Origin of the sequence: Streptomyces sp. NPDC057287, assembly GCF_042667905.1 — a bacterium.
Classification (GTDB): Bacteria; Actinomycetota; Actinomycetes; order Streptomycetales; family Streptomycetaceae; genus Streptomyces.
In genome coordinates this window covers 252,430-275,367 of the sequence record NZ_JBHUYV010000013.1, presented here as the reverse complement: position 1 = coordinate 275,367, position 22,938 = coordinate 252,430, and the positions used below count along the sequence as shown (strand labels likewise).

The window sequence follows — 22,938 nt, the reverse complement described above, 5'->3', positions numbered from 1 at the left end:
TGTTGTGGCCTCTTCTGGGGCGGGCGTATGGGGGGGCGGGCCGGTGCGCCGGGGGGGGGGTCGGGCGGCGCCCCACCCGCCCCCGCTCCCGTTCCGTTCTCCCTCCCCGGGGCGTGCCCACACGCTTCCCCATACGGACCGAGGCTAGTATGGTCAGACCATAAATCGACCGAGGAGGCCCCATGCGCATCGGACTCTTCGCCACCTGCCTGGGAGACACACTCTTCCCGGAGGCGGTGAAATCCACCGCGGTGCTGCTCGCCCGCCTGGGTCATGACGTGGTCTTCCCGCCGGGCCAGACCTGCTGCGGCCAGATGCACGTCAACACCGGCTACCAGCGCGAGCCCGTCCCGCTGGTGCGCAACTTCGCCGACCAGTTCGGGGACTCCTCGATCGACGCCGTCGTCATGCCCTCCGGATCGTGCGCCGGCTCGGTCCGCCACCAGCACGAGATCGTCGCCGAGCGGTACGGGGACGCCGCGCTGCGCGCCGGGGTCGCCACCGTCAAGGCCAAGACGTACGAGCTCTCCGAGCTCCTCGTCGACGTACTCGGTGTCACCGACGTCGGCGCCCACTTCCCGCACCGTGTCACCTATCACCCCACCTGCCACTCCCTGCGCATGCTCCGGGTGGGCGACAAGCCGCTGAAGCTCCTGCGCGCGGTCGGGGAGATCGACCTGGTCGAGCTCCCCGAAGCCGACTCCTGCTGCGGCTTCGGCGGAACCTTCGCCGTCAAGAACTCCGATACCTCCACCGCCATGCTCCAGGACAAGATGCGCAACATCGCCGAGACGAAGGCCGACGTGTGCTCCGCCGGGGACTCCTCCTGTCTGATGCACATCGGCGGCGGGCTCTCCCGCATCAGGTCCGGAACGCGCACCCTGCACCTGGCCCAGATCCTCGGATCCACCCGCACCGCGCCGTACGCCCCGATGGAGGCCGCCCGATGAGCACGTTCCTCGGCATGCCCGCCGCCCCGCCCCGCTCCCCGTACGGAACGGGAAACCTGCGCGGCGACCGGAAGTTCCCCGAGGCGGCCCACGACGAACTCCGCAACGAGCAGCTGCGCCGCAACCTCGGCAGGGCCACCCGCACCATCCGGGCCAAACGCCTGCACGTCACCGGTGAACTCCCCGACTGGGAGCAGCTGCGCGACGCCGGATCGGCGATCAAGACCGACACCATGAACCGGCTTCCCGAACTCCTGGAACAGCTGGAGCGGAAGGTCACCGAGCGCGGAGGAACGGTCCACTGGGCGCGTGACGGCGTCGAGGCCAACGAGATCGTCACCCGGCTGGTCCGGGCGACCGGCAGCCGCGACGTCATCAAGGTCAAGTCGATGGCCACCCAGGAGATCGGGCTCAACGAGCACCTGGAAGCGGCCGGCATCACCCCGTACGAGACCGACCTGGCCGAGCTCATCGTGCAGCTCGCCGACGACAAGCCCTCACACATCCTGGTGCCCGCGATCCACCGCAACCGCGACGAGATCCGGCAGATCTTCCTCGACGAGATCCCCGGCGTCGACCCGGACCTCGACAACGTGCCCGCGCACCTCGCCGCAGCGGCCCGTGCCTATCTGCGCGAGAAGTTCATGACGACCAGGGTGGCCGTCTCCGGCGCCAACTTCGGCATCGCCGAGACCGGCACCCTCGCCGTGGTCGAGTCGGAGGGCAACGGCCGGATGTGCCTGACCCTGCCCGACACCCTCATCACCGTGATGGGCATCGAGAAGGTCCTGCCGCGCTACCAGGACCTGGAGGTCTTCCTCCAGCTCCTGCCCCGCTCCTCGACCGGCGAACGGATGAACCCGTACACCTCGATGTGGACGGGGGTGACCCCGGGCGACGGGCCGCAGGACTTCCACCTCGTCCTCCTCGACAACGGACGCACCGCCGCACTCGCCGACACGATCGGCCGCGAGGCCCTCAACTGCATCCGCTGCTCGGCCTGTCTCAACGTCTGTCCCGTGTACGAGCGGGCCGGCGGCCATGCCTACGGATCGACGTACCCCGGTCCGATCGGCGCGGTGCTCACTCCGCAGCTCGCCGGGATGCACGCGGCGAAGGACGACCCCAACAGCTCGCTGCCGTACGCCTCCAGCCTCTGCGGCGCCTGTTTCGACGCCTGCCCCGTGAAGATCGACATCCCCTCGATGCTCGTGGAGCTGCGGCACCAGCACACCGAACAGTCCGGCACCACGGCGGAGAAGCTCGCGATGAAGGCGGCGGCCGGAGTGATGAAGAGGCCCAAGCTCTTCACCGCGGCGCAGAAGGCCGCCGCTCTCGGCCGGGTCGCCGGCGGCCGGGACGGGACGATCTCGCACCTGCCGGCCCCGCTCAGCGGCTGGAGCGACAGCCGCGACACCGCCGCACCGCCCAAGCAGTCCTTCCGCGCCTGGCTCGCGTCGGCCGAGGGCGCTGCGACGATGAGGGCCGCCGCCGACGAGGGCGCCCGGCGCACGGCCGAAGCCCCTGAGGAGGACCGGTGACCACCCCCACCGCACGCGAAACGGTCCTCGGGCGGATCAGGGACGCCCTGGCCCTCGCGCCCACCCCCGACACCGTGGTCCCCCGCGCCTACCGCACTGACCGCTCGCTGCCGGACGGCGACCGCCTCGCGCTCCTGACCGGCCGGCTCGTCGACTACAAGGCGCAGGTCCGTCCCTGCACCGGCGACCGGACGGCCGAGGTGATCGGCGAGATCCTGCGCGAACGCGGCGCCCGGCGGATCGGCGTCCCCGACGGCCTGGACGAGCAGTGGCTCAGCGCCTACGCCGGCGAGGTCCAGCGGGACTCGGCGGACATCCCCGCGCCGAGCCTGGACGCCCTGGACGGCGTGGTGACCGCGTCGGCCGTCAGCTGCGCGGAGACCGGCACGATCTTCCTGGACGGCTCGCCGGGCCAGGGCCGGCGAGCCCTGTCCCTCGTGCCCGACCTGCACGTCTGCGTCGTCGACCTGTCCTCGGTGGTGGCCGGCGTCCCGGAGGCGGTGGCGCGGCTGGTGCCGGAGAGGCCGACGACCCTGATCAGCGGCCCGTCGGCCACATCGGACATCGAACTGGAGCGGGTGGAGGGCGTCCACGGCCCGCGCGATCTCGTGGTGGTGATCCGTACCGACGCCTGACGTGAGGGCCTGGGGCCCGGATCAGGTGGCGGCTGCCTCCTCCGGCCGGGGCCTGCCGCTGTCCAGGCAGCAGCGGACGAAGTCCTGGACGACGGGATCGAGGTCACCGGAGGAGGCCCAGGCGACGCAGACCTGACTGGGGCTCACGCCTTCGACCGGGCGGTAGACGATGCCGGGGCGGGCGTAGAAGCGGGCGGCGGATGCGGGGGCGAGGGCCACGCCGTAGCCGTTGGCGATGGCACTGAGCCAGTCGTCGGGGCGGGTGGTGACGGCGCCGATGCGGACCGGGTGGCCGTCACGCTCGTCGGTGGCCAGCCAGTACTCCCGCCACCGGCCCGATTCGCTGGGAGCGGCCACGAAGGGCTCGTCCCACACAGCCCGGAAGGGGATCACCTCGTACGCAGCGAGGGGGTGCCCCGCGGGAAGAGCGATCCAGCGGGGCTCGGTGAAGAGCACCGCCGTCCGCAGGGCGTCCTGGCCCGGAAAGGGCAGTCGCAGGAGAGCGACGTCGACGTCGCCGTCGGCGAGCCCGCCGCTCGGGTTCGACCAGGCGGCCTGCTTCATGTCCACCTGCCGGCCCGGTCGGCGCCGGGTGAACTCCGCGACGATGCGCGGGGTCGCCTCGTTCGCCGCACTCGCCATGAAGCCGACTCGCAGCACGCGGGCCGCGCGGCGGGCCGTGCTCCTGGTCTCGCGCAGGACGCGGTCCCAGTCGGCGAGCAGGGCGGGGGCGCGTTCTCCCAGGGCCCGGCCCGCTTCGGTGAGGTCCATGCCGGAGCGCGACCGTGTGAACAGCCGTACTCCCAGCTGGGTCTCCAGTTGTCTGATCTGTTTGGTGAGTGCCGGTTGGGACACGAACAACCGCTCCGCGGCGCGGGTCAGGGTCCCCTCCTCGGCCACAGCGACGAAGTAGCGCAGCAGCCGGGTGTCCACATCCATGCCCGCAGGTTATAGGCACAGGTATTGGAGATCGCCCCGGCACGGCGGGAGGCTTGTCGCGGTGAGCACACGTGACTCGCCGGCCTCACGGCACCGACCCGACCCAAGGGAGCGGCACATGTTCACCGCGTACGTGACCGTCACCGGTATCACGATCCTGGCCAACGGCGCGATCGCGGTCGCGGACTTCCTGCGGGCCGGATTCGTCGTCACCAACTCCACCGAGGTGGGACTTCCGCAGACGTGGCTCCCGTGGCTCGCCGTCCTGAAGGCAGCAGGAGCAGCCGGTCTGCTCCTCGGCCTCCTGGGCTTCCCGGGCGTGGGCATCGCCGCCGCGACAGGGCTGTTGATGTTCTTCGCCGGTGCGGTCGCCGCACACGTCCGGGCCCGCGTGTACCACAACATCGCGTTTCCATGCGGCTACCTGGGTCTGGCCGCGGCCTCTCTGATTCTGGCCGTCGCGCGGTAGACGTGGGGGTGCGGACGTGAGCCCGGGGCGGGGCCGGCCGGGGTCATGGGTACGGGCAGATGCCGGCAACGGGGTTCCGGATGTGGGGACGACCGCGCACCCCGGCGCCCGCTCCTGCGGGCACCGGGGACCGAAAGGACGTCAGGCGTCCAGACCGTAGAGGGTGAACTCCTCCCAGGAGCCGGTGATCTCGGCCGAGCGGGCACGCAGCACGTACTGCAGGGACCCGGTGTAGCCGTTCTCCATGGCGACGAAGAGCCCGTTCAGCGTGGACTGGAGCGCGAAACGGTCCAGACTCTCGTTGTAGTACAGGAAGAACCGCTCCCAGCCGCCCACGCTCGTCGAGCGGGCGCGCAGGATGTTCTGTGCGTTGCCGGTGTAGTTCTTCTCGACCGCCACATAGCGGTCGTTCGCCAGGGACTTCAGCGAGACCGTCTCGGAGGCCTCGTCGAATTCGAAGGAGAATCCCTCCCAGCCGCCGCCCACCTGGGCGGAGCGGGCCCGCAGGGCGCCGGTGTTCGGGGCCGCGTAATTGGCCTCCGTGGCGACGAACTTCTCGTTACGGGCCGACTGCAGGGCCAGGAGTTCCGGCTCGGCAGCCGCGACGGAGGCGCTGCGGCCGACGGCGGGCGGTGCCTGGAGGGTGTCCGCCGAATCGGCGATGTGCTGCAGTCCGGCGCCGTCCACGGCGACCCAGCCGCTGGGTACCGAGGCCGCAGCATCGGCCTGCGGCGCGGCTCCGGCCGTCGGTGAGGCCAGTGCGGAGGCCGCCAGGAGGGCGCTCAGGGACAGGAATACGGACGTGATTCGTCGCACGGGTCTTCCTCACTTGTCGTCAAGAGAATTCCGGGCTGCGAGAAGGACTCGTGAAGGAGTTCCCGGTCGCCGCGCCGGGCGATCCGTCGAATGAACGGCATGGCCGGGACGGGTGTTCACCCGTCGACCTGTTCCACCGCACGGCGAAGCCGCCCCCCCCCGAACCCCCCACACCCCCGAAAGCCGCGTTCGACGCCTCCCCAGGCGTTTCGGCAGCTGCCGCGCCACTCGGCGAAGCGGCCTCAGCGTAACTGTGCGACGTGTTGTTCGGAAATGAATTCGGGAGGCTTCTGTGAAGTTCCTGGAAGGCTCTTTCTGAATTACCTGTTCCGTGGTCGGTCATTAAGGTGGAAGAAACTCCTGGTTTCCCTGACGTACGCACGGCGACGTGTGCGAAGTGCGCCCTCGCCCCCGGATCACAGGCTGTGCGCGACCTCCAGCGGTGCGAAGGCGACGCGGGTCGTCGAGCCGTCGTCGGCCCAGCGCACCGACACGGTCTCCCCGTCGACGTCCACCCCGCTCACCGCCGCGGCGAGAGGAGCGGCGTCCGGCTCGGCGGTGAGCGAGGCCAGGGCCACCAGCACGTCGGTGCCCTCCACGTCCGCGGCCAGCCGTGGCAGCACCGCCCAACGGGTGAACGCCGTGCCCTGCGGGGCCCTCACGTCCTCCGGGCCCTCCCAGCCGTGCACCCCGTGCAGGGCGGATCGCACCGCACCCCCGGGGTCCGTGGCCCAGCCCGTCTGCTCGGCCGTCGTCCCCGCCGGGGCCCCCAGGATCCGGTGCACCCGCAGTTCGTACCTTCCCCGGACGACCGTCACGCTCTCCACTCGCAGGCCCGGCCAGGTGGGCGGCCCGTCGGGGAAGACCGGGACGTGCCAGGACGCCGCCCAGCCCCAGCCCTCGCCGTGGCCCGCACCCATAGGGTGGATACGGACCCGGCTGCTGCGGGAGCCCCCGACCCGGAGCGCCAGATGGTTGTCCGCCGTGTTCGCGGACGCCGTGGGGCCGGTGGCCGTCGAGTACGCGAGGCGTGCGTAGAGCGGGTCCGACACGCTCGCCGTCTCGCCCTCGTGCGGCCTGACGTGGTCGCTGCCGTGGTTGTGCAGCCGCACGATGCCGTCCGCCCGTGTCGACTGCACCAGCAGTCCCGGCGACGGCAGTGACAGCACCCGGTCCGGGCCCTCGCTGGGGGCGGGTTCCTCTTCCGCCGTCCACAGCGGGTGCTCCGCCGGGGCCAGCAGGGCGACGAAGGCCTTCGACGCCCAGTAAGGCGACGAGGGGCCGGAGTACACCTGGAGCGTCGCGTCGTGCGGACCGTGCCACCCCAGGCTCAGCAGACCGTCGTCCGCCACCGCGCCCCTGTCCAGGAAGTACCGCAGCGACCCGCTGATCAGCCGACGTGACACGCCCGGCGCCAGGGGGGTGTGACCGGACACCGCGCCCATGCCGACCGCCGCGCCCGCCGCGAAGCGGTACGTGAGGGAGCGCCCGAAGTGCAGCGGAGCGCCGTCCGCGCCGAACATCAGCGAGAAGCCCTCCAGATGCTCGCTCAGCCGCGCCCCGTAGTGCGCGGACGGCTCCGCGTCGCCGGACAGGTACGCGTCCAGGACGGGATACAGGTGCAGCGCCCAGCCGTTGTAGTGGTCGAAGGCCCGCCCGTCCCCGTCGGCGTACCAGCCCTCGCCCCGGTACCAGGCCTCCAGCAGGTCGAGCGCCCGCTGCCGAGCCCGCGCCGTCTCCACGTCGCCCCGGCCCACCGACTCCAGGAATCCGGCGACGGAGAAGGGGAAGAGGTACCAGTTGTTGGGCGCGGGGGTGTGCCGCAGCGCCCCGCGCAGCCATTCCTCGGCCCGGTCCTGAGCGGCCGCGTCCAGCCGGTCCCACAGCCAGGGGCGGGTCAGCCGCAGTCCGATCGCCACCGACGCCGACTCCACCATCGGCTGGCCGAACACGGTGTGGTCCAGGATGAGCGGCCAGGACTCGGCATCGTCACGTCCGGCCGTCCGTGTCCCGGCGGTGAGTCCGTCGGCGTACCGCTCCAGCCAGTTGTGCGGGTCCTTGCCCTCCGCGCCGGCGACCCGGAACGCCGCGGTGAGGAACGTACGGGCATAGCCCTCCAGCCCGTCGGAACGGACACCGGAGCGGGAGGGACGGCCGGGCAGGTCGAGGAGGGCCCGGCCGGGCGTCGCCCACTTCCAGGCGGCGTCCAGCAGGCCGTCCGCCGCGGCTTCCCAGTGCGCCCGGGTGTAGCCGGTGTACGGGCTCGTCGCGCGGTCTTCGGAGGGGAGCCGGAAGGGAGTGGAGCTCATGCGAGGAATGCCAGCCTTTCGCGTCGTACGGGATGGGCGAAGCCTTCGCCCGCGGCCCAGCGGGCGACCTCACCGACCGCCAGGTCGGCCAGCCGCCGGAGTTCGTTGCCCTGGGAACCCGCGAGATGGGGGGTGATGGTCGCGTTCTCGCAGTCCCACAGCGGATGGCCGGCCGGCAGCGGGTCGGGGTCGGTGACGTCGAGGACCGCTCGGATCCGGTCCCTCCGCAGGACATCGGTGAGGGCGTCCTGGTCGACGACCGCACCCCGGGAGGTGTTGATCAGGACGGCGTCGGGCCTCATCGCTTCGAGGAGTCCTCGGCTGACCAGCCCGGTGGTCGCGGGAAGCAGCGGTGTGTGGACGCTGACCACGTCGCTCTCCGCGAAGAGCACGGCCGGCGTGACGAGGTGGACGCCGAGCCCGGCGGCCTCCTCCTCCGTGACGTACGGGTCGTGGAGCAGCACCCGCAGGTCGTAGGGGCGGAGCAGCTCGATCACCCGCCGGCCGATCAGCGAGGCGGACAGGACGCCCACCGTGCGGCGGTAGTTGCCCAGGCCGGGCGGTGTGGCGAGCCAGGCGTCGCGCATGCGGGTGGCCCGGAAGTCCCTGGCCCGCTCCAGGACCCGTTTGCCGGACAGCAGGATCATCGCGAGGGTGTACTCCGCGACCGGGAGGGCGTTGGCCGCCGCTGCCGACGACACCTCGATGCCCCTGTCCCAGCAGGCGTCGGTGACGTGACCGCGCACGGTTCCCGCGGTGTGCACGACGGCCCGCAGCGCGGGCGCGGCGGCCAGCACGCCCGCGTGGATCGGGGGGCAGCCCCAGCCGGTGACCAGGATCTCGGTGTCCGCGAGTGCGGTACGGGCGGCCCCGGTCGAGAAGTCGTCGATCGCGGGCAGCGGTGCGAGGGTGCACACCTCGGCCAGCGCCGCCAGGGAGTCCGGGGAGAGCACCGCGGCTGCGGCGTCCGCTCCCATGGCGAGTGCGGCACGGGGCCGGCGGTGGGCGGGGGGAGTGCTGAGCATGGTTCTCCTGTGCGGTGGTCCGGGCGGGACGGCAGGGCTACTTGACGGCGCCCGCCGTCAGCCCGGACCGCCAGAAACGCTGGAGCAGGGCGAAGGCGAGGATCAGGGGCACCACCGCGAGCAGCGAGCCCATGATCACGGCGGGGTAGTACTCGGGCGACACGGACGCGGAGCTGTTCCACGTGTAGAGGCCGAGGCTGACCGGATACAGGTCCTGGTCGGACAGCATCACCATGGGCAGGAAGAAGTTGTTCCAGATGGCGGTGAGCTGGAAGAGGAAGACGGTGACCAGCCCCGGGCCCAGCATCCGCAGTGCCACCCGGAAGTAGGCGGCCAGCTCGCCGGCGCCGTCCATCCGTGCGGCCTCCAGCACCTCGTCGGGTACGTATCCCTGGCTGAAGATCCTGCCGAGATAGACCCCGAACGGGTTGAACAGGACGGGGATGAAGACGGCCCAGAAGGTGTTCACGAGACCGGCGCCGGAGGCCATCAGGTAGAGCGGCAGGGCGAGCACCGTCTGCGGCACCATGACGGCGGCCAGCACCAGTCCGAACAGCTTCTCCTTGTGCGCGAAGCGGTACTTGTCGAAGGCGTAGCCGCAGGCGATGCTGATCAGGGCACCGAGGGCCGCGCCCAGCACCGCGTACAAGAGGCTGTTGCCGTACCAGCGGCCGAACAGTCCGCCGTCCATCGCGAACAGGTCCTTCATGTTCTGGACGAAGGAGAAGTCGCTCAGCGAAAGGATGTTGCTGCTGAACAGGGCGTCCCTGTTCTTGGTGGAGGCGAGCACCAGCCACAGCACCGGCAGCAGGGTGTACATCACCGACACGAGCACCACGAGATTGACGACGGAGCGCCCGAGGAGCCGGGGCCGCAGGGGTGCGGCGGTGCGGGATGCGGTCGACGCGCTCATCGGGCGCCCTCCTCGGCGGCGGCGGTGCGGTTGGTCCAGCGGGTGACGCCGTAGGAGAGGGCGATCGTGCACAGCAGCAGGACGACCGAGGCCGCCGCCGCGAGGCCGTAGTTGTTGCGGGTGAACGCGGCGTCGTAGATGTACATGCTGGGCGAGAAACGCGAGTTGATCATCGGCGTCGACTGGCTGAGCAGCATCGGCTCGGTGAAGAGCTGGAGCGCGAAGATGAGGGTGAACATCGCGACCATCACGATCGACGACCGCACCAGGGGGGTCTTGACCTGGAGGGCCGTGCGGACGGGGCCCGCGCCGTCGACGACCGACGCCTCGATCACCTCGCGGGGGACCGCCTGGAGGGCGGCGTAGAACACGATCATGTTGTAGCCGAGGTTGCTCCACAGCGCGATGTTCACGATGGACGGGAGCACCGTGTGCACCCCGAGGAAGTCGACGGTGATGTCGGCCCGGCCCAGCAGGTCGATCACCGGACTGATGCCGGGGGTGTACAGGTACAGCCAGATCAGGGCCGCGATGATGCCCGGCACGGCGTGCGGCAGGAACAGGGCCAGCTGGACGGTGCCCCGCAGCCGGACCACTCCGGAGTCCAGCAGCAGCGCCAGCACGAGGGCGCCGATCACCATCAGCGGGATGTAGACCAGGCAGTACAGGGCGACGACGCCTAGGCCGGCGAGGAAGGTCGGGTCCGCCAGCACGGCGGTGTAGTTGCGGATCCCGGCGAAGACCGTGCGCTCCGGGCCGAAGCCGAGTCCGGGCTGGTCGTCGCTGAAGAAGCTCAGGTAGACGGCGGTGGCGACCGGGATCAGGAAGACGGTCACCAGAAGGACGAAGAACGGTGTCATCAGGACGCCGCAGGAACCGAGTTCACGCCGGCGGGCGGACCTGCGGCCCGTGGGCGCGGTCGGGTTGGCGGCCGGGACCGTCGGTGACGGCCGAGCCGGGGCGTCCGCGGCCACGGACACGGGGGTGGCGCTGGTCATGGGTGTCACCTGCCTCTCTGCTGCTGGGAAGGGGATGCGGATCGCCGGTCAGGTGGAGCGCTGGGTGGTGGAGAGGCCCAGCGCCTCCAGGTCCGGCATGGTGCCCTCCTGCGCCGCGCGGACCGCTCCGAGGACGGAGCCCTGGCCCCCGCTCGCCCGCGCCAGCCCGTCCTTCATGATCCGTCCCGTGGCCGTCATCCGGGGGCCCCAGACCCAGCCGGGCCGGATCTTCCGGGCCTCCTGCTCGAAGAGCGTGTAGATGTCCTGGCTGCTGTAGTAGGCGCGGTCGAAGGCCTTGCGGCCCACCTCGACCAGCCCGGGCGCGGCCGGGTACTGGCTGCTCGCGCCGCTGGAGAGCCGGGCGCGCAGGGCGTCCGGGTGCGAGACCTGCCACTCGATGAACTCCATGGCGGCCTCGGGGTCCGCGCAGTCCTTGGTGATCGCGAAGGTCGATCCGCCATGGGTCCCGACACCGGGGTCGGCCGGGTCCCACTGGGGCATGGGGGCGACCTTCCACAGGCCCTTCTGGGCGGGACGGGCCTTCATCTGGGCTCCGGCGTCCCATGCGCCGCTGAGCCGGCTGAGCACCAGGCCCTCGGCGATCTGGACATCGCTCTGCCTGCTCTCCACGGCGTTCATGAACACCTGTTCCCGGTCGATGAGCCGCTGCCAGTAGGCGGTCACCCGCCGGGTGGGCGCGTCGGCCAGCGAGAGGTTCCAGGCGCCGCCCGAGGTGTCGAACCACCGGGCCCCCGCCTGCCACGCGAACGCGGCGAGCTGGGTGTCACCGTCCGTCGGGAAGAGCGCCAACCGGCGCTCACCGCCCTCGCGGCGCACGGTCCTCGCCGCCTCCTCGAACTCCTCCCAGGTGCGCGGGACGCTCAGCCCGTACTTCTCGAAGAGGTCGACGCGGTAGTGCAGCACCATCGGCTCTATGTCGAGCGGGACGCTGAACACCCGCTTCTCGAAGGTGGTCAGCCCCAGGGCCTGCGGCAGCAGCTCGGCGCGGAGCCCCTCGCCGACCAGGTCCGTGATGTCACGGCACACCCCGTCGATGGCGAAGCCCGGGACCTGGGGGTACTCGATGGTGGCGATGTCCGGGGCGTTGCCCGCCCGGGCGGCGTTGCTGAGCTTGGCGTAGCCGCCCTGGGCCCCTCCGGGGACCTGCTGGAAATCGACCTCGATGGTGTCGTGACCGCGGTTGAACGCGTCCACGACCTCCTGGCTGCCCCGCAGGGCCGACCAGAAGGTGATACGTGTCTTCCTGCCGGTCCTGCTGCTGACGGTCCTGCCGGTACTGCTCGTGCTGCCCGATCGTGTGTCTCCGCCCCCGCCCCCGCAGGCGCTGAGCGCGCCTGTCAGAGGCAGTGCGGCGATCGTGGCGAGCACGGATCGACGGCTCTGTCGACCAGGCATGTGCGCCTCCCGCGGCTCCTGATTCGAGACACGGGAATACTGATCGGCTGGTCGATCGTGGTCAATAGATCGATCAAAAGAAGCGTGAAGTGTTCAATCGATCAGTCGGCCGGACGGAGCAACGCCCGCGTCGACCCGCGCACTTCGAGACGGGGCAGCAGCTCCGTCCTGCGCACCGGACCGGTGGTGCCCGTCGGCCGGCCCAGCCGGTACAGGAGGAGCTCGGCCGCCGCCCGTCCGATCTCGGCCCGCGGCGGGGCGACCGCGGTGAGGGAGGTGCTGGCCAGGGCCGCGACGACATCGTCGTACGCCACCACCGAGCAGTCCCGCGGTACTCCGATCCCGTTCTCCGTCAGCCGCTGGACCAGCATCAGGGCGTCCTCGTCGCCATGCAGGACGGCGCCGGTGACGCCTCGCTCCCGCAGGTGCGCCGTGAGATCCGGCGCCTCCTCCAGCGTGCCGGGCTCCCCGGGGCCCGCGTTCGGGGAGCTGAGCACCACCGACCACTCCTCCACCTCGGGCCGGGCGGCGGCGATCTCTGCGAACGCCGCCCGTATGGAGCGTGCCGTGGGGCTGTCGTTCCTGGCCGCCAGGACGAGCCGGCGGTGGCCCAGCGAGATCAGGTGGTCCACCGCCAGGTGGATCCCGTACCAGTGGTCGGAGCACACCGTGTCCATGGCGTGCAGCACGCTGCCGGGCCTTGGCCGCCGCTCCATCATGACCGTCGGCACCCCCACCTCGGCCAGCCAGCCGTAGTCCGCCTCCTCACCGGCCGCGCTGCGCCACCGCGGGGCGATCAGCAGACCGTGCACACCGGCGGCCAGGGCCCGTTCCACCTGCGGCCGTTCCGCCCCGGCCATCTGCGGAGCGATGTGCAGGGTGATCCGGGCCCCCGCCTCCTCCAGGGCGGTCCTGGCGCCGTGCAGGGTCTCGTAGAGGTACGAGTGGCGCTCCGGGACGACGAGGCCGACGGCGGCGCCCTCCCCGACGGGCTCGTCGCCGCGCGCGGCGGGCACCGTCGTCGGCCCGGTGTCACCCATCGGCCGGACCACGCCGTGCCCGCGCCGCAGCATCCCCGTCCTGGCGAGCTCCTCCACGTCCCGCCTGAGCGTGACCATCGAGACCTCGAGCTCGGAGGCGAGCGCACTCACCTTGACGGCGCCCCGCGCGTGCACCACCGCGAGAATGCGCGTGCGCCTCGCGTCAACCGGCTCCCGCATGCTGGCCCCCTTGCCTACCGCTGTGCGATGTTCGTTTGAACGCTTACGTGAGCGATCGCAGCATAGCGAGGGACCCGCACCCGGGAAGGTCACAGGATGGAACGATGATCCGCCGAGAGGAAGATGTGTCTACCATCTGAGCCGGAATGGATACCCTCACGCTCTGGCAACTGGCCGCGCTCGCGGCGGCGTCCACCCTCGTCGGCTTCTCCAAGACGGCGGTCAGTGGTGCCAATACGATCAGCCTCGCGGTCTTCGCTGCCGTCCTCCCGGCCCGCGAATCCACCGGGGTGCTGCTCCCGATCCTGATCGCGGGCGACATCCTCGCCGTGCTGGTCTACCGCCGTCACGCCCACTGGCCGACCCTGCTGCGGCTGTTCCCCGCCGTGGCCGTCGGGGTGGTGGCGGGCACCGTCTTCATGCTGTGGGCGGACGACGGCGCCGTGCGCACCTCGATCGGCGCGATCCTGCTCCTCATGGCGGGAGTCACCCTCTGGCGCCGGCGTGCGCGGCCCGAGCCGGACCCCGAGGCGGAGGACGAGGACGGCCCCTCGCGCGGCGGGCGGTTCAAGGCCCGCTCGTACGGGGTGCTCGGCGGGTTCACCACCATGGTCGCCAACGCGGGCGGCCCCGTGATGTCGCTCTATCTGCTGTCGGCGGGCTTCCGCAAGCTGGGCTTCCTCGGGACGTCGGCGTGGTTCTTCCTGATCGTCAACACCTCCAAGGTCCCGTTCAGCGTGGGGCTCGGCCTGATCGACGCGCGGTCGCTGCTGCTGGACGCGGCCCTGGTGCTCTTCGTCATCCCGGGCGCCTACCTCGGCCGTGCCTGCGTCGGCCGGATCAACCAGAAGCTCTTCGACCGGATCGTGATCGGAGCCACCGTCCTGGGCGGCCTCCAGCTGCTGCTGCGCTGAAGACCGCCCGGGAAGGAACGGTCAGACGATGCCCTCGGCGATCTCCGCCTGCTCACGGGCGTTCCCGTACGCGGCCGGAGTGCTGTACGAACGGCGCGCGACGAACCACCACACCGTGGCCAGGACCAGGACGACGACCAGGGCGATCGACGCGTAGTTCATCGAGTCGATGGTCACCGGCGAGGACTGGGGGAGCAGGAAGATCACGGTCACGATCGCGACCCACACCACGGCGATCCAGCCGATCGGCTTCGACCAGCGGCCCAGGTGCCAGGGTCCGCGCTCGAAGCGGTCCCCGGCACGCAGCTTGAGGTAGATCGGGATGGCGTAGGCGGGCGTGATCCCGATGACGTTGATTGCCGTGACCGCCCCGTACGCCGTGGCCGAGTACAGCGACGGCACCGCCAGCAGGGCGGCGACCACGACCGACAGCCACACGGCGGGCACCGGCGTCTGGGTGCGCGCGCTCACCCTGCGCCACAGGGCGGAGCCCGGCAGCGCGTTGTCACGGCTGAAGGCGAAGACCATCCGGCTCGCGGCCGCGACCTCGGCGTTGCCGCAGAAGAGCTGGGCCGCGATGACGATCAGCAGCATGGCGGTGGCGCCCCCCGTGCCCAGCGCGTCGATCAGGATCTGCGCCGGCGGCACCCCGGTGGCGCTGTTCTGGGTGCCCGCGTAGTCCTGGATGGCGAACGTCAGCCCGGCCAGCAGGACGAATCCGGCGACCCAGGAGACCCAGATCGCCCGGACGATGCCCTTGGCCGCCGTCACCGACGCGTTGGACGTCTCCTCGGACAGGTGGGCGGAGGCGTCGTAGCCGCAGAAGGTGTACTGCGCCAGCAGCAGACCGATCGCCGCCACGTAGATCGGATTCTCCCAGCCCGTGTCGTTGACGAACTCGGTGAAGACGAACGACGGCGACTGGTGGTTGGAGGGCACGATCGCCAGCACCGTCACGATCACGGCGACACCGGCCAGATGCCACCAGACGCTGATCGAGTTGAGCACGCTGACCAGGCGCACGCCGAAGAGGTTCAGCACGGCGTGCAGGAGCAGGATGCAGAGGAAGATCAGCATCGTGGAGCCGGGAGTGGGATCGAACCCCCACTGCAGGTTGAGCAGGGCGCCGGTGAACAGCGCGGCGCCGTAGTCGATGCCGGCGATGGCGCCGAGCAGGCCGAGCAGGTTCAGCCAGCCGGTGTACCAGCCCCACTTGCGGCCGCCGAGCCGGTCGGCCATGTAGTAGAGCGCACCCGACGTCGGATACGCGCTGGTGACCTCGGCCAGGGCCATGCCCACGCAGAGCACGAACAGGCCGACACCGGCCCAGCCCCAGAGCATCACGGCCGGTCCGCCGGTCGACATGCCGAAGCCGTACAGGGTCATGCAGCCGGAGAGGATCGAGATGACGGAGAAGCTGATCGCGAAGTTGCCGAAGCCGCCCATACGGCGGGCCAGCACCGGCTGGTAGCCGAGTTCGCGCAGCCGCTGCTCCTCGTCCTTCCGGGGTGTGGGCTCCGTGCCCGACTGGGCCGAGGTGGATATGGACATGTGGATGACCTCCGGGTGGGGGGATGGGGACGGGAACGTACGGGGGGAACCGGCCGGCCGGGCGCGTGCCTCCCTCCAGGGAGGCGGGCGCGCCGGTCGGTCAGCCGTGCGGTTCCCTGCCGGGCTCGTGCTCGGAGGCAAGGCAGCGGCTCCGGGCCCGCAGGAACACGTCCTCGGCCCCGGCCGGATCCTGCGGGGTCCGCGTGCGGTGGGCCCACGGGACCGAGGTGTAGTACGGGCCCATGGCGCGGAACACCGGTGCGGCGTCGGTGAACCGGAGCGAGCCCCACAGCGCGTGGGCCAGATGGTTGAGATCGAGCAGGGACCGGTCGGCCGGGTCGGCGGCGGCGAACCAGACGGACAGGGCCCGCCGTGCGTCGCGTTCGCCGTCCTCGGTGACCCAGTGCAGGTCCAGCGCGTGCTCGTTGCCGCGCTCCCGGCGGTAGCGCTCCACACGCACGTACAGCGGCAGCACATGGAGGGCGGAGCCCTGCGGGGCGGAGGAGGCCGCCCACTGGACGAAGTTGACCGCCTCGGAGAGCGTGCCGCTCGCCTGCCTCGCGTACACGAACTGCAGCATCCGGTGGTAGGCCTCGCGATTGAACGGATCGCGCTTGTCCGCCTCCGCGAGCAGCCCCCACGGACCGGGGAACAGCATCGGGCCCGGCGGCAGCAGCCGGTGCTCCTCCAGGCGCTGTCCTTCGTCGAGCTGAGACAGCGCGAGCAGACACACCCACGGCACCGGGTCCTGGGGCGAGGCGTGCGCTGCCGAACGGCACCCCTCCCACGCCTCCTGCCACAGCTCCTGGGCGCCCGGCCGCTTCTCCCGGTGCGCACGGACGGCCCGTTCCACGGTCACCCTCGCGTGCATCACCGCCGCCGCGACACTCCGCGGCTCCTCCGCGAGCCAGGCGTGCACCGTGTCCGAGCCCGCGGCCACGGCCGCGAGGACCTGGGTCCGCTGGGTCCAGGACGCCCAGTCCGGTGTGCTCTCCAGCAGGCTCCGCATGGCGAGCCAACGGCCGGTGCGCAGGTCCTGTAACGCCACGCGCAGTGCGTGGTCGTGTCCCGCGGGGTGGTAGACCGGTCGGAAGTCACCGGCGGCCATGGATACGCCCCGCCCCTGAGAACGCGGTGGGGGAGGGGCGGTGAGCCGGGCGCGGCGGCACGGCGCGGGTTCGTCTCGTCATGAATCCTCAAGGAACGTGGGGGGTTGGGCAGTGCGGTCGTGAACGTCCGGTGGTCATCGTCCGGTTGCCCACTGGGCGGAGAGTGTAGAGCGCCCCGCGCCGTCCGTCGGGGGACTCCGTGGATCTTACTCAAGTGACGCCGCCCGGCCGGACGTTGATTGCCGTGCATGACTCCGGACGGGATGATCTGGAGAGGCTTGACGCACGACGTGGTCTGCACGACTGTGGGCGGAGGGACCAGATGATCACGATTCCGCCCGACCCGGGCGGCCCGTACGGCTGGAGCGTCGATTGACAGGACCGGTACTCGCCATCGACCAGGGGACGTCCGGAACGAAGGCGCTGGTGATCTGCCCCGAGAGGGGGGTGATCGGTTCCGGTTCGGCGCCCGTGCGCCCGCGCCACGGCGCCGGGGGCCTCGTGGAGGCCGATCCCGCCGAGCTGATCGGGTCGGTCCTCGACGCCGGCCGTCGAGCGGTGGCCGACGCCGCCGAACCCGTGGCGGCCGTGGGCCTGGCCAACCAGGGCGAGACGGTGCTGGCCTGGGATCCCGCGACCGGCCGGCCCCTGACGGACGCCGTCGTCTGGCAGGACCGGCGTGCGGCCGGACTCTGCGGTGAACTCGCCCCGCACGGCGAGGAGCTGAAGCGTCTGACCGGGCTGCCGCTCGACCCGTACTTCGCCGCGCCCAAGATGGCGTGGATACGCCGCGAGCTGACCCGGGAAGGGGTCGTGACCACCAGCGACTCCTGGCTGGTCCACCAGCTGACCGGGGCGTTCGTCACCGACGCCGCCACCGCCGGCCGCACCCAGCTGCTCAGCCTCCACGACGTCGCCTGGTCGCCCGCGGCCCTGGAGATCTTCGGCCTGTCGGACGAGCGGCTGCCCGCCGTCGTCGACTGCGCCGGGCCCGTCGGCACCACCACGGCGTTCGGCGGGGAGATCCCCCTGACCGGCCTCCTCGTCGACCAGCAGGCCGCCCTGCTGGCACAGAACGCCCTGGAGCCCGGCCAGGCCAAGTGCACGTACGGCACCGGGGCGTTCCTCCTCGCCCAGACCGGCAGTCTGCCCAGCACCGGCTCCTCCGGGCTGGTCAGCTGTATCGCCTGGCGCCTCGGCGGGCGGACGGACTACTGCCTCGACGGCCAGGTCTACACGGCGGCCTCGGCCGTGCGCTGGCTCACCGACCTCGGGGTGATCACCGGGGCCGCGGACCTCGACCCCGTGGGCGCCTCGGTCCCGGACACGGGCGGGGTCACCTTCGTCCCCGCGCTCGCCGGGCTCGCCGCCCCCTGGTGGCGCAGCGACCTGCGGGGCTCCGTGACCGGCCTCGGTCTCGACACCACCGCGGGACACCTGGTCCGGGCCCTCTGCGAGGGCATCGCCGCGCAGGTCGTTGCCCTGGCCGACGCGGTCGCGGCCGACCTGGGCGCACCGCTGACCACACTGCGGGTGGACGGCGGCCTCACCCGCTCCTCCCTGCTCATGCAGACCCAGGCCGACCTGCTGCAACGGCCGGTCGAGGTCTCGGCGCTGCCCGACGCGACGGCGCTCGGCGCCGGTGTGGTGGCCCGGCTCGGCCTCGACCCGCACCTCCCACCGGGCCGCGCGGTACCCGACTGGCGGCCGTCCGCCGTGTACGAGCCCCGGATCGGCCCGGAGGCGGCGTCCGAGCGCCTCGCGGGCTTCCGGGCGGCGGTCGGCAGCCTGCTGGAGCGCTCGTGACCGTCACCCTCACCACCGCAGGTCCCCTGTCCCCGGACGTGGAAGAGGACGAGGGGAACACGTACGACGTCGCGGTCATCGGCGCGGGGGTCGTGGGCGCGGCCATCGCCCGGGAACTGGCCCGGCACCGGCTGCGCACCGCTCTGATCGACGCCGCCGACGACATCGGCAACGGCACATCGAAGGCCAACACCGCGATCCTGCACACCGGCTTCGACGCCGTGCCCGGTTCACTGGAGGCCCGCCTCGTACGCGAGGGGCAGGAGCTCCTCGCGGCCTACGCGGCTGAGACCGGCATCCCGCTGGAACGGGTCGGAGCGCTGCTCGTGGCGTGGGACGAGGACCAGCTCGCCGCGCTGCCCGGGCTGCGGGCCAAGGCCGAGCGCAACGGCTACCACGCGTCCCGGATCATCGGCGCCGACGAGCTGCGGCGCCGCGAACCGCATCTGGGACCCGGTGCGCTCGGCGCGCTCGAAATCCCCGACGAGAGCGTCATCTGCCCCTGGACCACCCCGCTCGCCTTCGCCACCCAGGCCGTCAGGGCGGGTGTCCACCTGCACCTGAACTGCCGGGTGCGGCACGTCCGGAGCGATGCCGAGGGCCACGAACTGTCCACCACGCGCGGCCCGCTGCGCACCCGCTACCTGGTGAACGCCGCCGGGCTGTACGCCGACGAGATCGACCGGCTCCTCGGCCACGACGTGTTCACGGTGACGCCTCGCCGCGGGCAGCTCATCGTCTTCGACAAGCTGGCCCGCGACCTCGTCGGCCACATCCTCCTGCCGGTCCCCGGCCCGGCCGGCAAGGGCGTCCTCGTCGCCCCGACCGTGTTCGGCAACGTCCTCCTCGGCCCCACCGCCGAGGAGGTCGACGACAGGACCGCCACCGGCTCCACCGCCAAGGGCCTCGACCTCCTGCGCGAGAAGGGCCGCCGGATCGTACCCGCGCTGCTCGACGAGGAGGTCACCGCCGTCTACGCGGGCCTGCGCGCCGCCACCGGGCAGGAGGACTACCGCATCCAGGAGTACCCGGGCCTGCGCTACGTCGCCGTGGGCGGGATCCGCTCCACCGGCCTGACCGCGTCCATGGCGATCGCCCGGCACGTCATGGAACTCCTCGAGGAGACCGGCCTGGAGCCCGGCGAGCCGCGCGCGCTGCCGCCCCTGACGATGCCGAACCTCGGTGAGGCCCACCCCCGTCCGTACCGCAATGCCGATCTGATCGCCGGAGATCCGGCGTACGGCACGCTGGTCTGCCACTGCGAACAGGTCACCCTCGGAGAGATCCGGGACGCGCTGTCCGCGACGATCCCGCCGCACTCCCTGGACGGCCTGCGGCGCCGCACCCGGGCCCGGGGAGGCCGGTGCCAGGGCTTCTACTGCGGCGCCGCCGTCCGCGCCCTGTTCGAGGAGGCACGACCGTGAGCGGGAGCGAACGCGAGGTCGACGTCCTGATCGTCGGCGCGGGCCCGGCGGGTCTCGCGGCCGGAGCGGAGCTCGCGGCGGCCGGCGCGGGCCGCGTGGAGATCCTGGAACGAGAGCAGGAGGCGGGCGGCGTCCCGCGCCACTGCCACCACGGCGGCTTCGGCGGCCGCCTCGACCGGTCGGCGTACGCCTGGGCCGTGGCGACCGGATACGCGTCCACCGGGGTCGGGGCGAGCGGATACGCGTCCACCGGGGTCGGGACGAGCGGACCCGGCTACGCCCGGCGGAGCGTGGCCGCTGCCGTGGACGCGGGCGCGGACCTGCGCACCGGGGTCACCGTCACGGGCTGGGCGGGGCCCCGTTCCGTCGAAACCACCGGCCCCCACGGGCTGGAACGGATCACTGCCCGTGCCGTCGTCCTCGCCACCGGTGCCCGGGAACGGCCGCGCAGCGCCCGGCTGATCCCCGGCACCCGGCCGCCCGGCGTCTACACCACAGGAGAGCTCCAGCAGGCCGTCCACCTGTACGGGCAGCGGATCGGCACCACGGCCGTCGTCGTCGGCGGCGAGCCCGTCACCGACGCCGCCGTCGCCACCCTGCGCGCGGCCGGGGTCCACGTCGCCGCCGTGGTCACCGACCGGCCGTCCCTCCCGCTCCGGCTGTGGAGCCGACGGGTCCCGCTGCTCACCGGCGCGACCGTCACCGGGCTCACCGGCAGGGCCCGGCTGACGGGGGTGGGACTGCGCCACGACGACGGGCGTACCACCACGCTGCGCTGCGACACCGTCGTCCTGACCGGCGACTTCGTCCCCGACCACGAACTGGCCAGGCGCGGCGGTCTCCGCCTCGACCCCGGCACCCTGGGTCCCGCGTACGACTCCGCGTTCCGTACGTCGCGACCGGGCGTCTTCGCGGCCGGGAACCTGCTGCACGCCGTCGAACGGGCGGGGTTCGCGGCGCAGGAGGGCCGAGCCGTGGCGGTGCCCGTGCTGCACCACCTGGCCGGCACCGAGGACCCCGCCGGAGGCGGACGACCCCTGGTCGTCGACGCACCCCTGCGGTGGATCGCCCCCAACGTGACGGGGCCGGACGGCGCGCGCCCGCAGGGGGACCGGTTCGTGCTGCGCACCGCGCGGCGGCTGCCCCACCCCCTGCTGGTCGTCTCGCAGAACGGGCGCGAGCTCCACCGGCAGCGGCTCCTGTCGACCGCCGTCCCCGGCAGGCCGTTCGGTCTCGCCGCCGACTGGCTCGTCCGGGTCGACCCGGACGGCGCACCCGTAAGGATCACCGCCCGGTGATCCGCGGCGCGGCACCGTTCAGGGGATGAGCAGCCAGTCCGCGCCGACGGCGGCCACCAGCCCCGCACCCAGCAGCCAGCTGCCGAGCCGGGTCCGGCCGTTCCTGCTGAGCTCGATCACCACACCGCAGAGGATGAGCGCGAGCCCGTACACCCCGACGACCAGCACCGATGAGCGGCTCGCTATCCGCAGAGCCAGGACGACGGCCATCGCCGCCATGCCCACCGAGGAGAGGACGATCCGCAGCCGCCGCGCCTGACGAGGCGTGAGTCTCCGCTGCTGCGCGGCGGGCCCGGGTATCGCGGCGGTCTGCTCGCCCTGCTCCGCGTCCCGCTCGCGGGCCAGCTCCTGTTCGTGGTGCTGGTCCTCGTGCCGGTCCTGTTCCTCGTGCCGGTCCTGGTGCTGGTCCTGGTCCTGGTCAGAAGTGCTCATGACGCCGGATCGTAATGGCTGCGCACCGCGCTGTTCGCCGGACCTCCGGATCGTCCGGGGGATCAGGCGATCGACGCGGAGACGATGGCGGCCACCGCTAGGTTGCAGGACGCCGTCACCCACACGGCCGGGTGCGGCTCGCGCTCCACCAGCGTGGCCCCCAGCTTGCCGGGCGTGACCAGGTCCACCACGAGGAACGCCACCGCCATCATGACGAGGCCGAGCAGCCCGAACGCGGCCGTCGAGGCGAGTCCCTTGCCGAAGTCCTCGTACGTCGTCCAGATCGACGTGAACACGATGCCGCCGATGCCCAGCAGCGCGGAGCTCAGGAGCAGCGCGGCGTTGCGGTTGCGCTCCTCCCATATCTGACGGCCGAGCTTGCCCGGTGTCAGGGCGTCGATCAGAAATATGCCGAGAACGAGCAGTACGACGCCGAGGGCCCCGTACGCGGTGGCACGGCCGAGGCCGTTGATGATGTCGGTCATCGGGGGCGTCCGTCTCCTGAGCGAGTGATCGAGGAATGAAGCAGGAACGTGACAGGCGCGATCGACACGCCGTCAGGAAGGAGCAAAACCTATCGCATGCAGGGGTTCACGCTCCGTCCTGGTCCGCTCGCCGCAGCTTCGGAGCCTCCGTGGCCGCGTCCACGTCCGGAGCGCCCCCGGTTGCTCCGGACGTGTCCCCCGCACCGTCCTCCCCGTCCTTGGGCCCGGCAGGGTCCACCCGGTCCGCCAGCTCCCGGGCCCAGCCGATGAGCCCGTCCACGCCGATTCCGTGGGGCCCGGACGCCCCGTACCCCTCGACAGCGGTGGCGCCCCGCCTCAACAGCCGTGCTCCGCCCGCCGCGTTGCCCCGGGCGGCATGGGTCAGCCCCACCGCTATCTGCGCGAGGCCCCTCCACAACTCGCGTTCCACGTCGGGCCCCGACTTCCAGGCGTCCTCGAACACCTCGTGGGCGTGGAACGGCATGCCCGCGTCCAGCAGCCGCTGGGCCTCCCGCACCGTCTCGCCGGGGGAGCGGACCACTCCCTCGGGCTGCCTCTCCACCCCCGGAGTCCCGTACGGCAGGGGGCGCCCCAGCCCGTCCCGGGGGCGCGCGTTGCGCGCCCGCCCTTCCTCGTCGCGGTCCCTGCGAGATGCGTCCACCCCACGATTGTGCCTCGCACCTGCGGA

The 22,938-nt window shown here is 72.0% G+C and carries 21 protein-coding genes; 8 read left to right on the top strand and 13 right to left on the bottom strand.

Going from position 1 to position 22,938, the window contains the following annotated elements; all coding sequences use genetic code 11:
- The first annotated feature begins 182 nt into the window (after positions 1-182).
- From ACFUNE_RS25170 to ACFUNE_RS25160, 3 genes are read left to right on the top strand one after another with little or no spacing between them, the layout of a single operon-like run.
- A complete protein-coding gene (locus tag ACFUNE_RS25170) occupies positions 183-950 on the top strand; it encodes a (Fe-S)-binding protein (protein ID WP_383572284.1) in 768 nt (255 codons plus the stop codon).
- Complete coding sequence (locus tag ACFUNE_RS25165) at positions 947-2,491, top strand: lactate utilization protein B (protein WP_383572281.1); 1,545 nt, start codon at positions 947-949, stop codon at positions 2,489-2,491. Before ACFUNE_RS25170 ends, ACFUNE_RS25165 begins: the two co-directional genes overlap by 4 nt.
- On the top strand, positions 2,488-3,126 hold the full coding sequence (locus ACFUNE_RS25160; RefSeq protein ID WP_383572278.1) for a lactate utilization protein C: 639 nt from the start codon (positions 2,488-2,490) through the stop codon (positions 3,124-3,126). The genes ACFUNE_RS25165 and ACFUNE_RS25160 overlap by 4 nt, the downstream gene beginning before the upstream one ends.
- A gap of 21 nt (positions 3,127-3,147) precedes the next feature.
- Here the strand turns inward: ACFUNE_RS25160 and ACFUNE_RS25155 are convergent, their stop codons facing one another.
- Positions 3,148-4,065 carry a LysR family transcriptional regulator gene (locus ACFUNE_RS25155; RefSeq protein WP_383572275.1) on the bottom strand — a complete coding sequence of 306 codons (918 nt, stop codon included), beginning with the start codon at positions 4,063-4,065 and terminating at the stop codon, positions 3,148-3,150.
- Between the two features lie 118 nt (positions 4,066-4,183).
- Between ACFUNE_RS25155 and ACFUNE_RS25150 the strand changes: the two genes are divergently transcribed.
- Positions 4,184-4,534 (top strand): DoxX family protein, encoded by a 351-nt coding sequence (locus tag ACFUNE_RS25150; protein WP_383572272.1) that lies wholly within the window; start codon positions 4,184-4,186, stop codon positions 4,532-4,534.
- A gap of 141 nt (positions 4,535-4,675) precedes the next feature.
- Here ACFUNE_RS25150 and ACFUNE_RS25145 read toward each other — a convergent pair whose 3' ends face one another.
- The 7 genes from ACFUNE_RS25145 to ACFUNE_RS25115 form a co-directional block, all read right to left on the bottom strand.
- Complete coding sequence (locus tag ACFUNE_RS25145) at positions 4,676-5,341, bottom strand: hypothetical protein (protein ID WP_383572302.1); 666 nt, start codon at positions 5,339-5,341, stop codon at positions 4,676-4,678.
- Between the two features lie 425 nt (positions 5,342-5,766).
- Positions 5,767-7,659: a DUF2264 domain-containing protein gene (locus ACFUNE_RS25140; RefSeq protein WP_383572269.1), complete on the bottom strand. Its 1,893-nt coding sequence runs from the start codon at positions 7,657-7,659 to the stop codon at positions 5,767-5,769.
- Entirely contained in the window at positions 7,656-8,684 is a 1,029-nt protein-coding gene (locus ACFUNE_RS25135; protein WP_383572266.1) for a hydroxyacid dehydrogenase, read from the bottom strand. The genes ACFUNE_RS25140 and ACFUNE_RS25135 overlap by 4 nt, the downstream gene beginning before the upstream one ends.
- A gap of 37 nt (positions 8,685-8,721) precedes the next feature.
- A complete protein-coding gene (locus ACFUNE_RS25130; RefSeq protein ID WP_383572263.1) occupies positions 8,722-9,597 on the bottom strand; it encodes a carbohydrate ABC transporter permease in 876 nt (291 codons plus the stop codon).
- On the bottom strand, positions 9,594-10,595 hold the full coding sequence (locus ACFUNE_RS25125) for a carbohydrate ABC transporter permease (RefSeq protein ID WP_383572260.1): 1,002 nt from the start codon (positions 10,593-10,595) through the stop codon (positions 9,594-9,596). Before ACFUNE_RS25125 ends, ACFUNE_RS25130 begins: the two co-directional genes overlap by 4 nt.
- A gap of 48 nt (positions 10,596-10,643) precedes the next feature.
- Positions 10,644-12,011, bottom strand: coding sequence for an ABC transporter substrate-binding protein (locus tag ACFUNE_RS25120; RefSeq protein WP_383572257.1), 1,368 nt, complete (start codon positions 12,009-12,011; stop codon positions 10,644-10,646).
- Positions 12,012-12,112: 101 nt separating this feature from the next.
- Complete coding sequence (locus ACFUNE_RS25115) at positions 12,113-13,231, bottom strand: substrate-binding domain-containing protein (RefSeq protein WP_383572254.1); 1,119 nt, start codon at positions 13,229-13,231, stop codon at positions 12,113-12,115.
- Between the two features lie 146 nt (positions 13,232-13,377).
- Between ACFUNE_RS25115 and ACFUNE_RS25110 the strand changes: the two genes are divergently transcribed.
- Positions 13,378-14,145, top strand: a complete 768-nt coding sequence (locus ACFUNE_RS25110; protein ID WP_383572251.1) for a sulfite exporter TauE/SafE family protein — start codon at positions 13,378-13,380, stop codon at positions 14,143-14,145.
- A gap of 21 nt (positions 14,146-14,166) precedes the next feature.
- Here ACFUNE_RS25110 and ACFUNE_RS25105 read toward each other — a convergent pair whose 3' ends face one another.
- Together ACFUNE_RS25105 and ACFUNE_RS25100 are read right to left on the bottom strand one after the other, a co-directional pair.
- Entirely contained in the window at positions 14,167-15,696 is a 1,530-nt protein-coding gene (locus ACFUNE_RS25105) for an amino acid permease (protein ID WP_383572248.1), read from the bottom strand.
- 100 nt (positions 15,697-15,796) lie between these two features.
- Positions 15,797-16,804, bottom strand: coding sequence for a hypothetical protein (locus ACFUNE_RS25100; RefSeq protein ID WP_383572245.1), 1,008 nt, complete (start codon positions 16,802-16,804; stop codon positions 15,797-15,799).
- A 373-nt stretch (positions 16,805-17,177) separates the two neighbouring features.
- On the opposite strand from ACFUNE_RS25100, the gene ACFUNE_RS25095 reads away from it, so the two are divergent.
- Genes ACFUNE_RS25095 through ACFUNE_RS25085 form a run of 3 tightly spaced genes read left to right on the top strand, consistent with a single transcriptional unit; the run spans position 17,178 to position 21,333 of the window.
- Positions 17,178-18,611 (top strand): FGGY family carbohydrate kinase, encoded by a 1,434-nt coding sequence (locus ACFUNE_RS25095; RefSeq protein WP_383572242.1) that lies wholly within the window; start codon positions 17,178-17,180, stop codon positions 18,609-18,611.
- On the top strand, positions 18,608-20,035 hold the full coding sequence (locus tag ACFUNE_RS25090; RefSeq protein ID WP_383572239.1) for an FAD-dependent oxidoreductase: 1,428 nt from the start codon (positions 18,608-18,610) through the stop codon (positions 20,033-20,035). Before ACFUNE_RS25095 ends, ACFUNE_RS25090 begins: the two co-directional genes overlap by 4 nt.
- Positions 20,032-21,333 carry an NAD(P)/FAD-dependent oxidoreductase gene (locus ACFUNE_RS25085; protein ID WP_383572236.1) on the top strand — a complete coding sequence of 434 codons (1,302 nt, stop codon included), beginning with the start codon at positions 20,032-20,034 and terminating at the stop codon, positions 21,331-21,333. Before ACFUNE_RS25090 ends, ACFUNE_RS25085 begins: the two co-directional genes overlap by 4 nt.
- 18 nt (positions 21,334-21,351) lie before the next feature.
- Here ACFUNE_RS25085 and ACFUNE_RS25080 read toward each other — a convergent pair whose 3' ends face one another.
- From ACFUNE_RS25080 to ACFUNE_RS25070, 3 genes are all read right to left on the bottom strand, one after another.
- Complete coding sequence (locus ACFUNE_RS25080) at positions 21,352-21,765, bottom strand: hypothetical protein (protein WP_383572233.1); 414 nt, start codon at positions 21,763-21,765, stop codon at positions 21,352-21,354.
- Positions 21,766-21,827: 62 nt separating this feature from the next.
- Positions 21,828-22,250 (bottom strand): DUF350 domain-containing protein, encoded by a 423-nt coding sequence (locus tag ACFUNE_RS25075; protein ID WP_307123754.1) that lies wholly within the window; start codon positions 22,248-22,250, stop codon positions 21,828-21,830.
- 106 nt (positions 22,251-22,356) lie between these two features.
- Positions 22,357-22,911: a DUF309 domain-containing protein gene (locus ACFUNE_RS25070; protein WP_383572228.1), complete on the bottom strand. Its 555-nt coding sequence runs from the start codon at positions 22,909-22,911 to the stop codon at positions 22,357-22,359.
- Between the last annotated feature and the right edge of the window lie 27 nt (positions 22,912-22,938).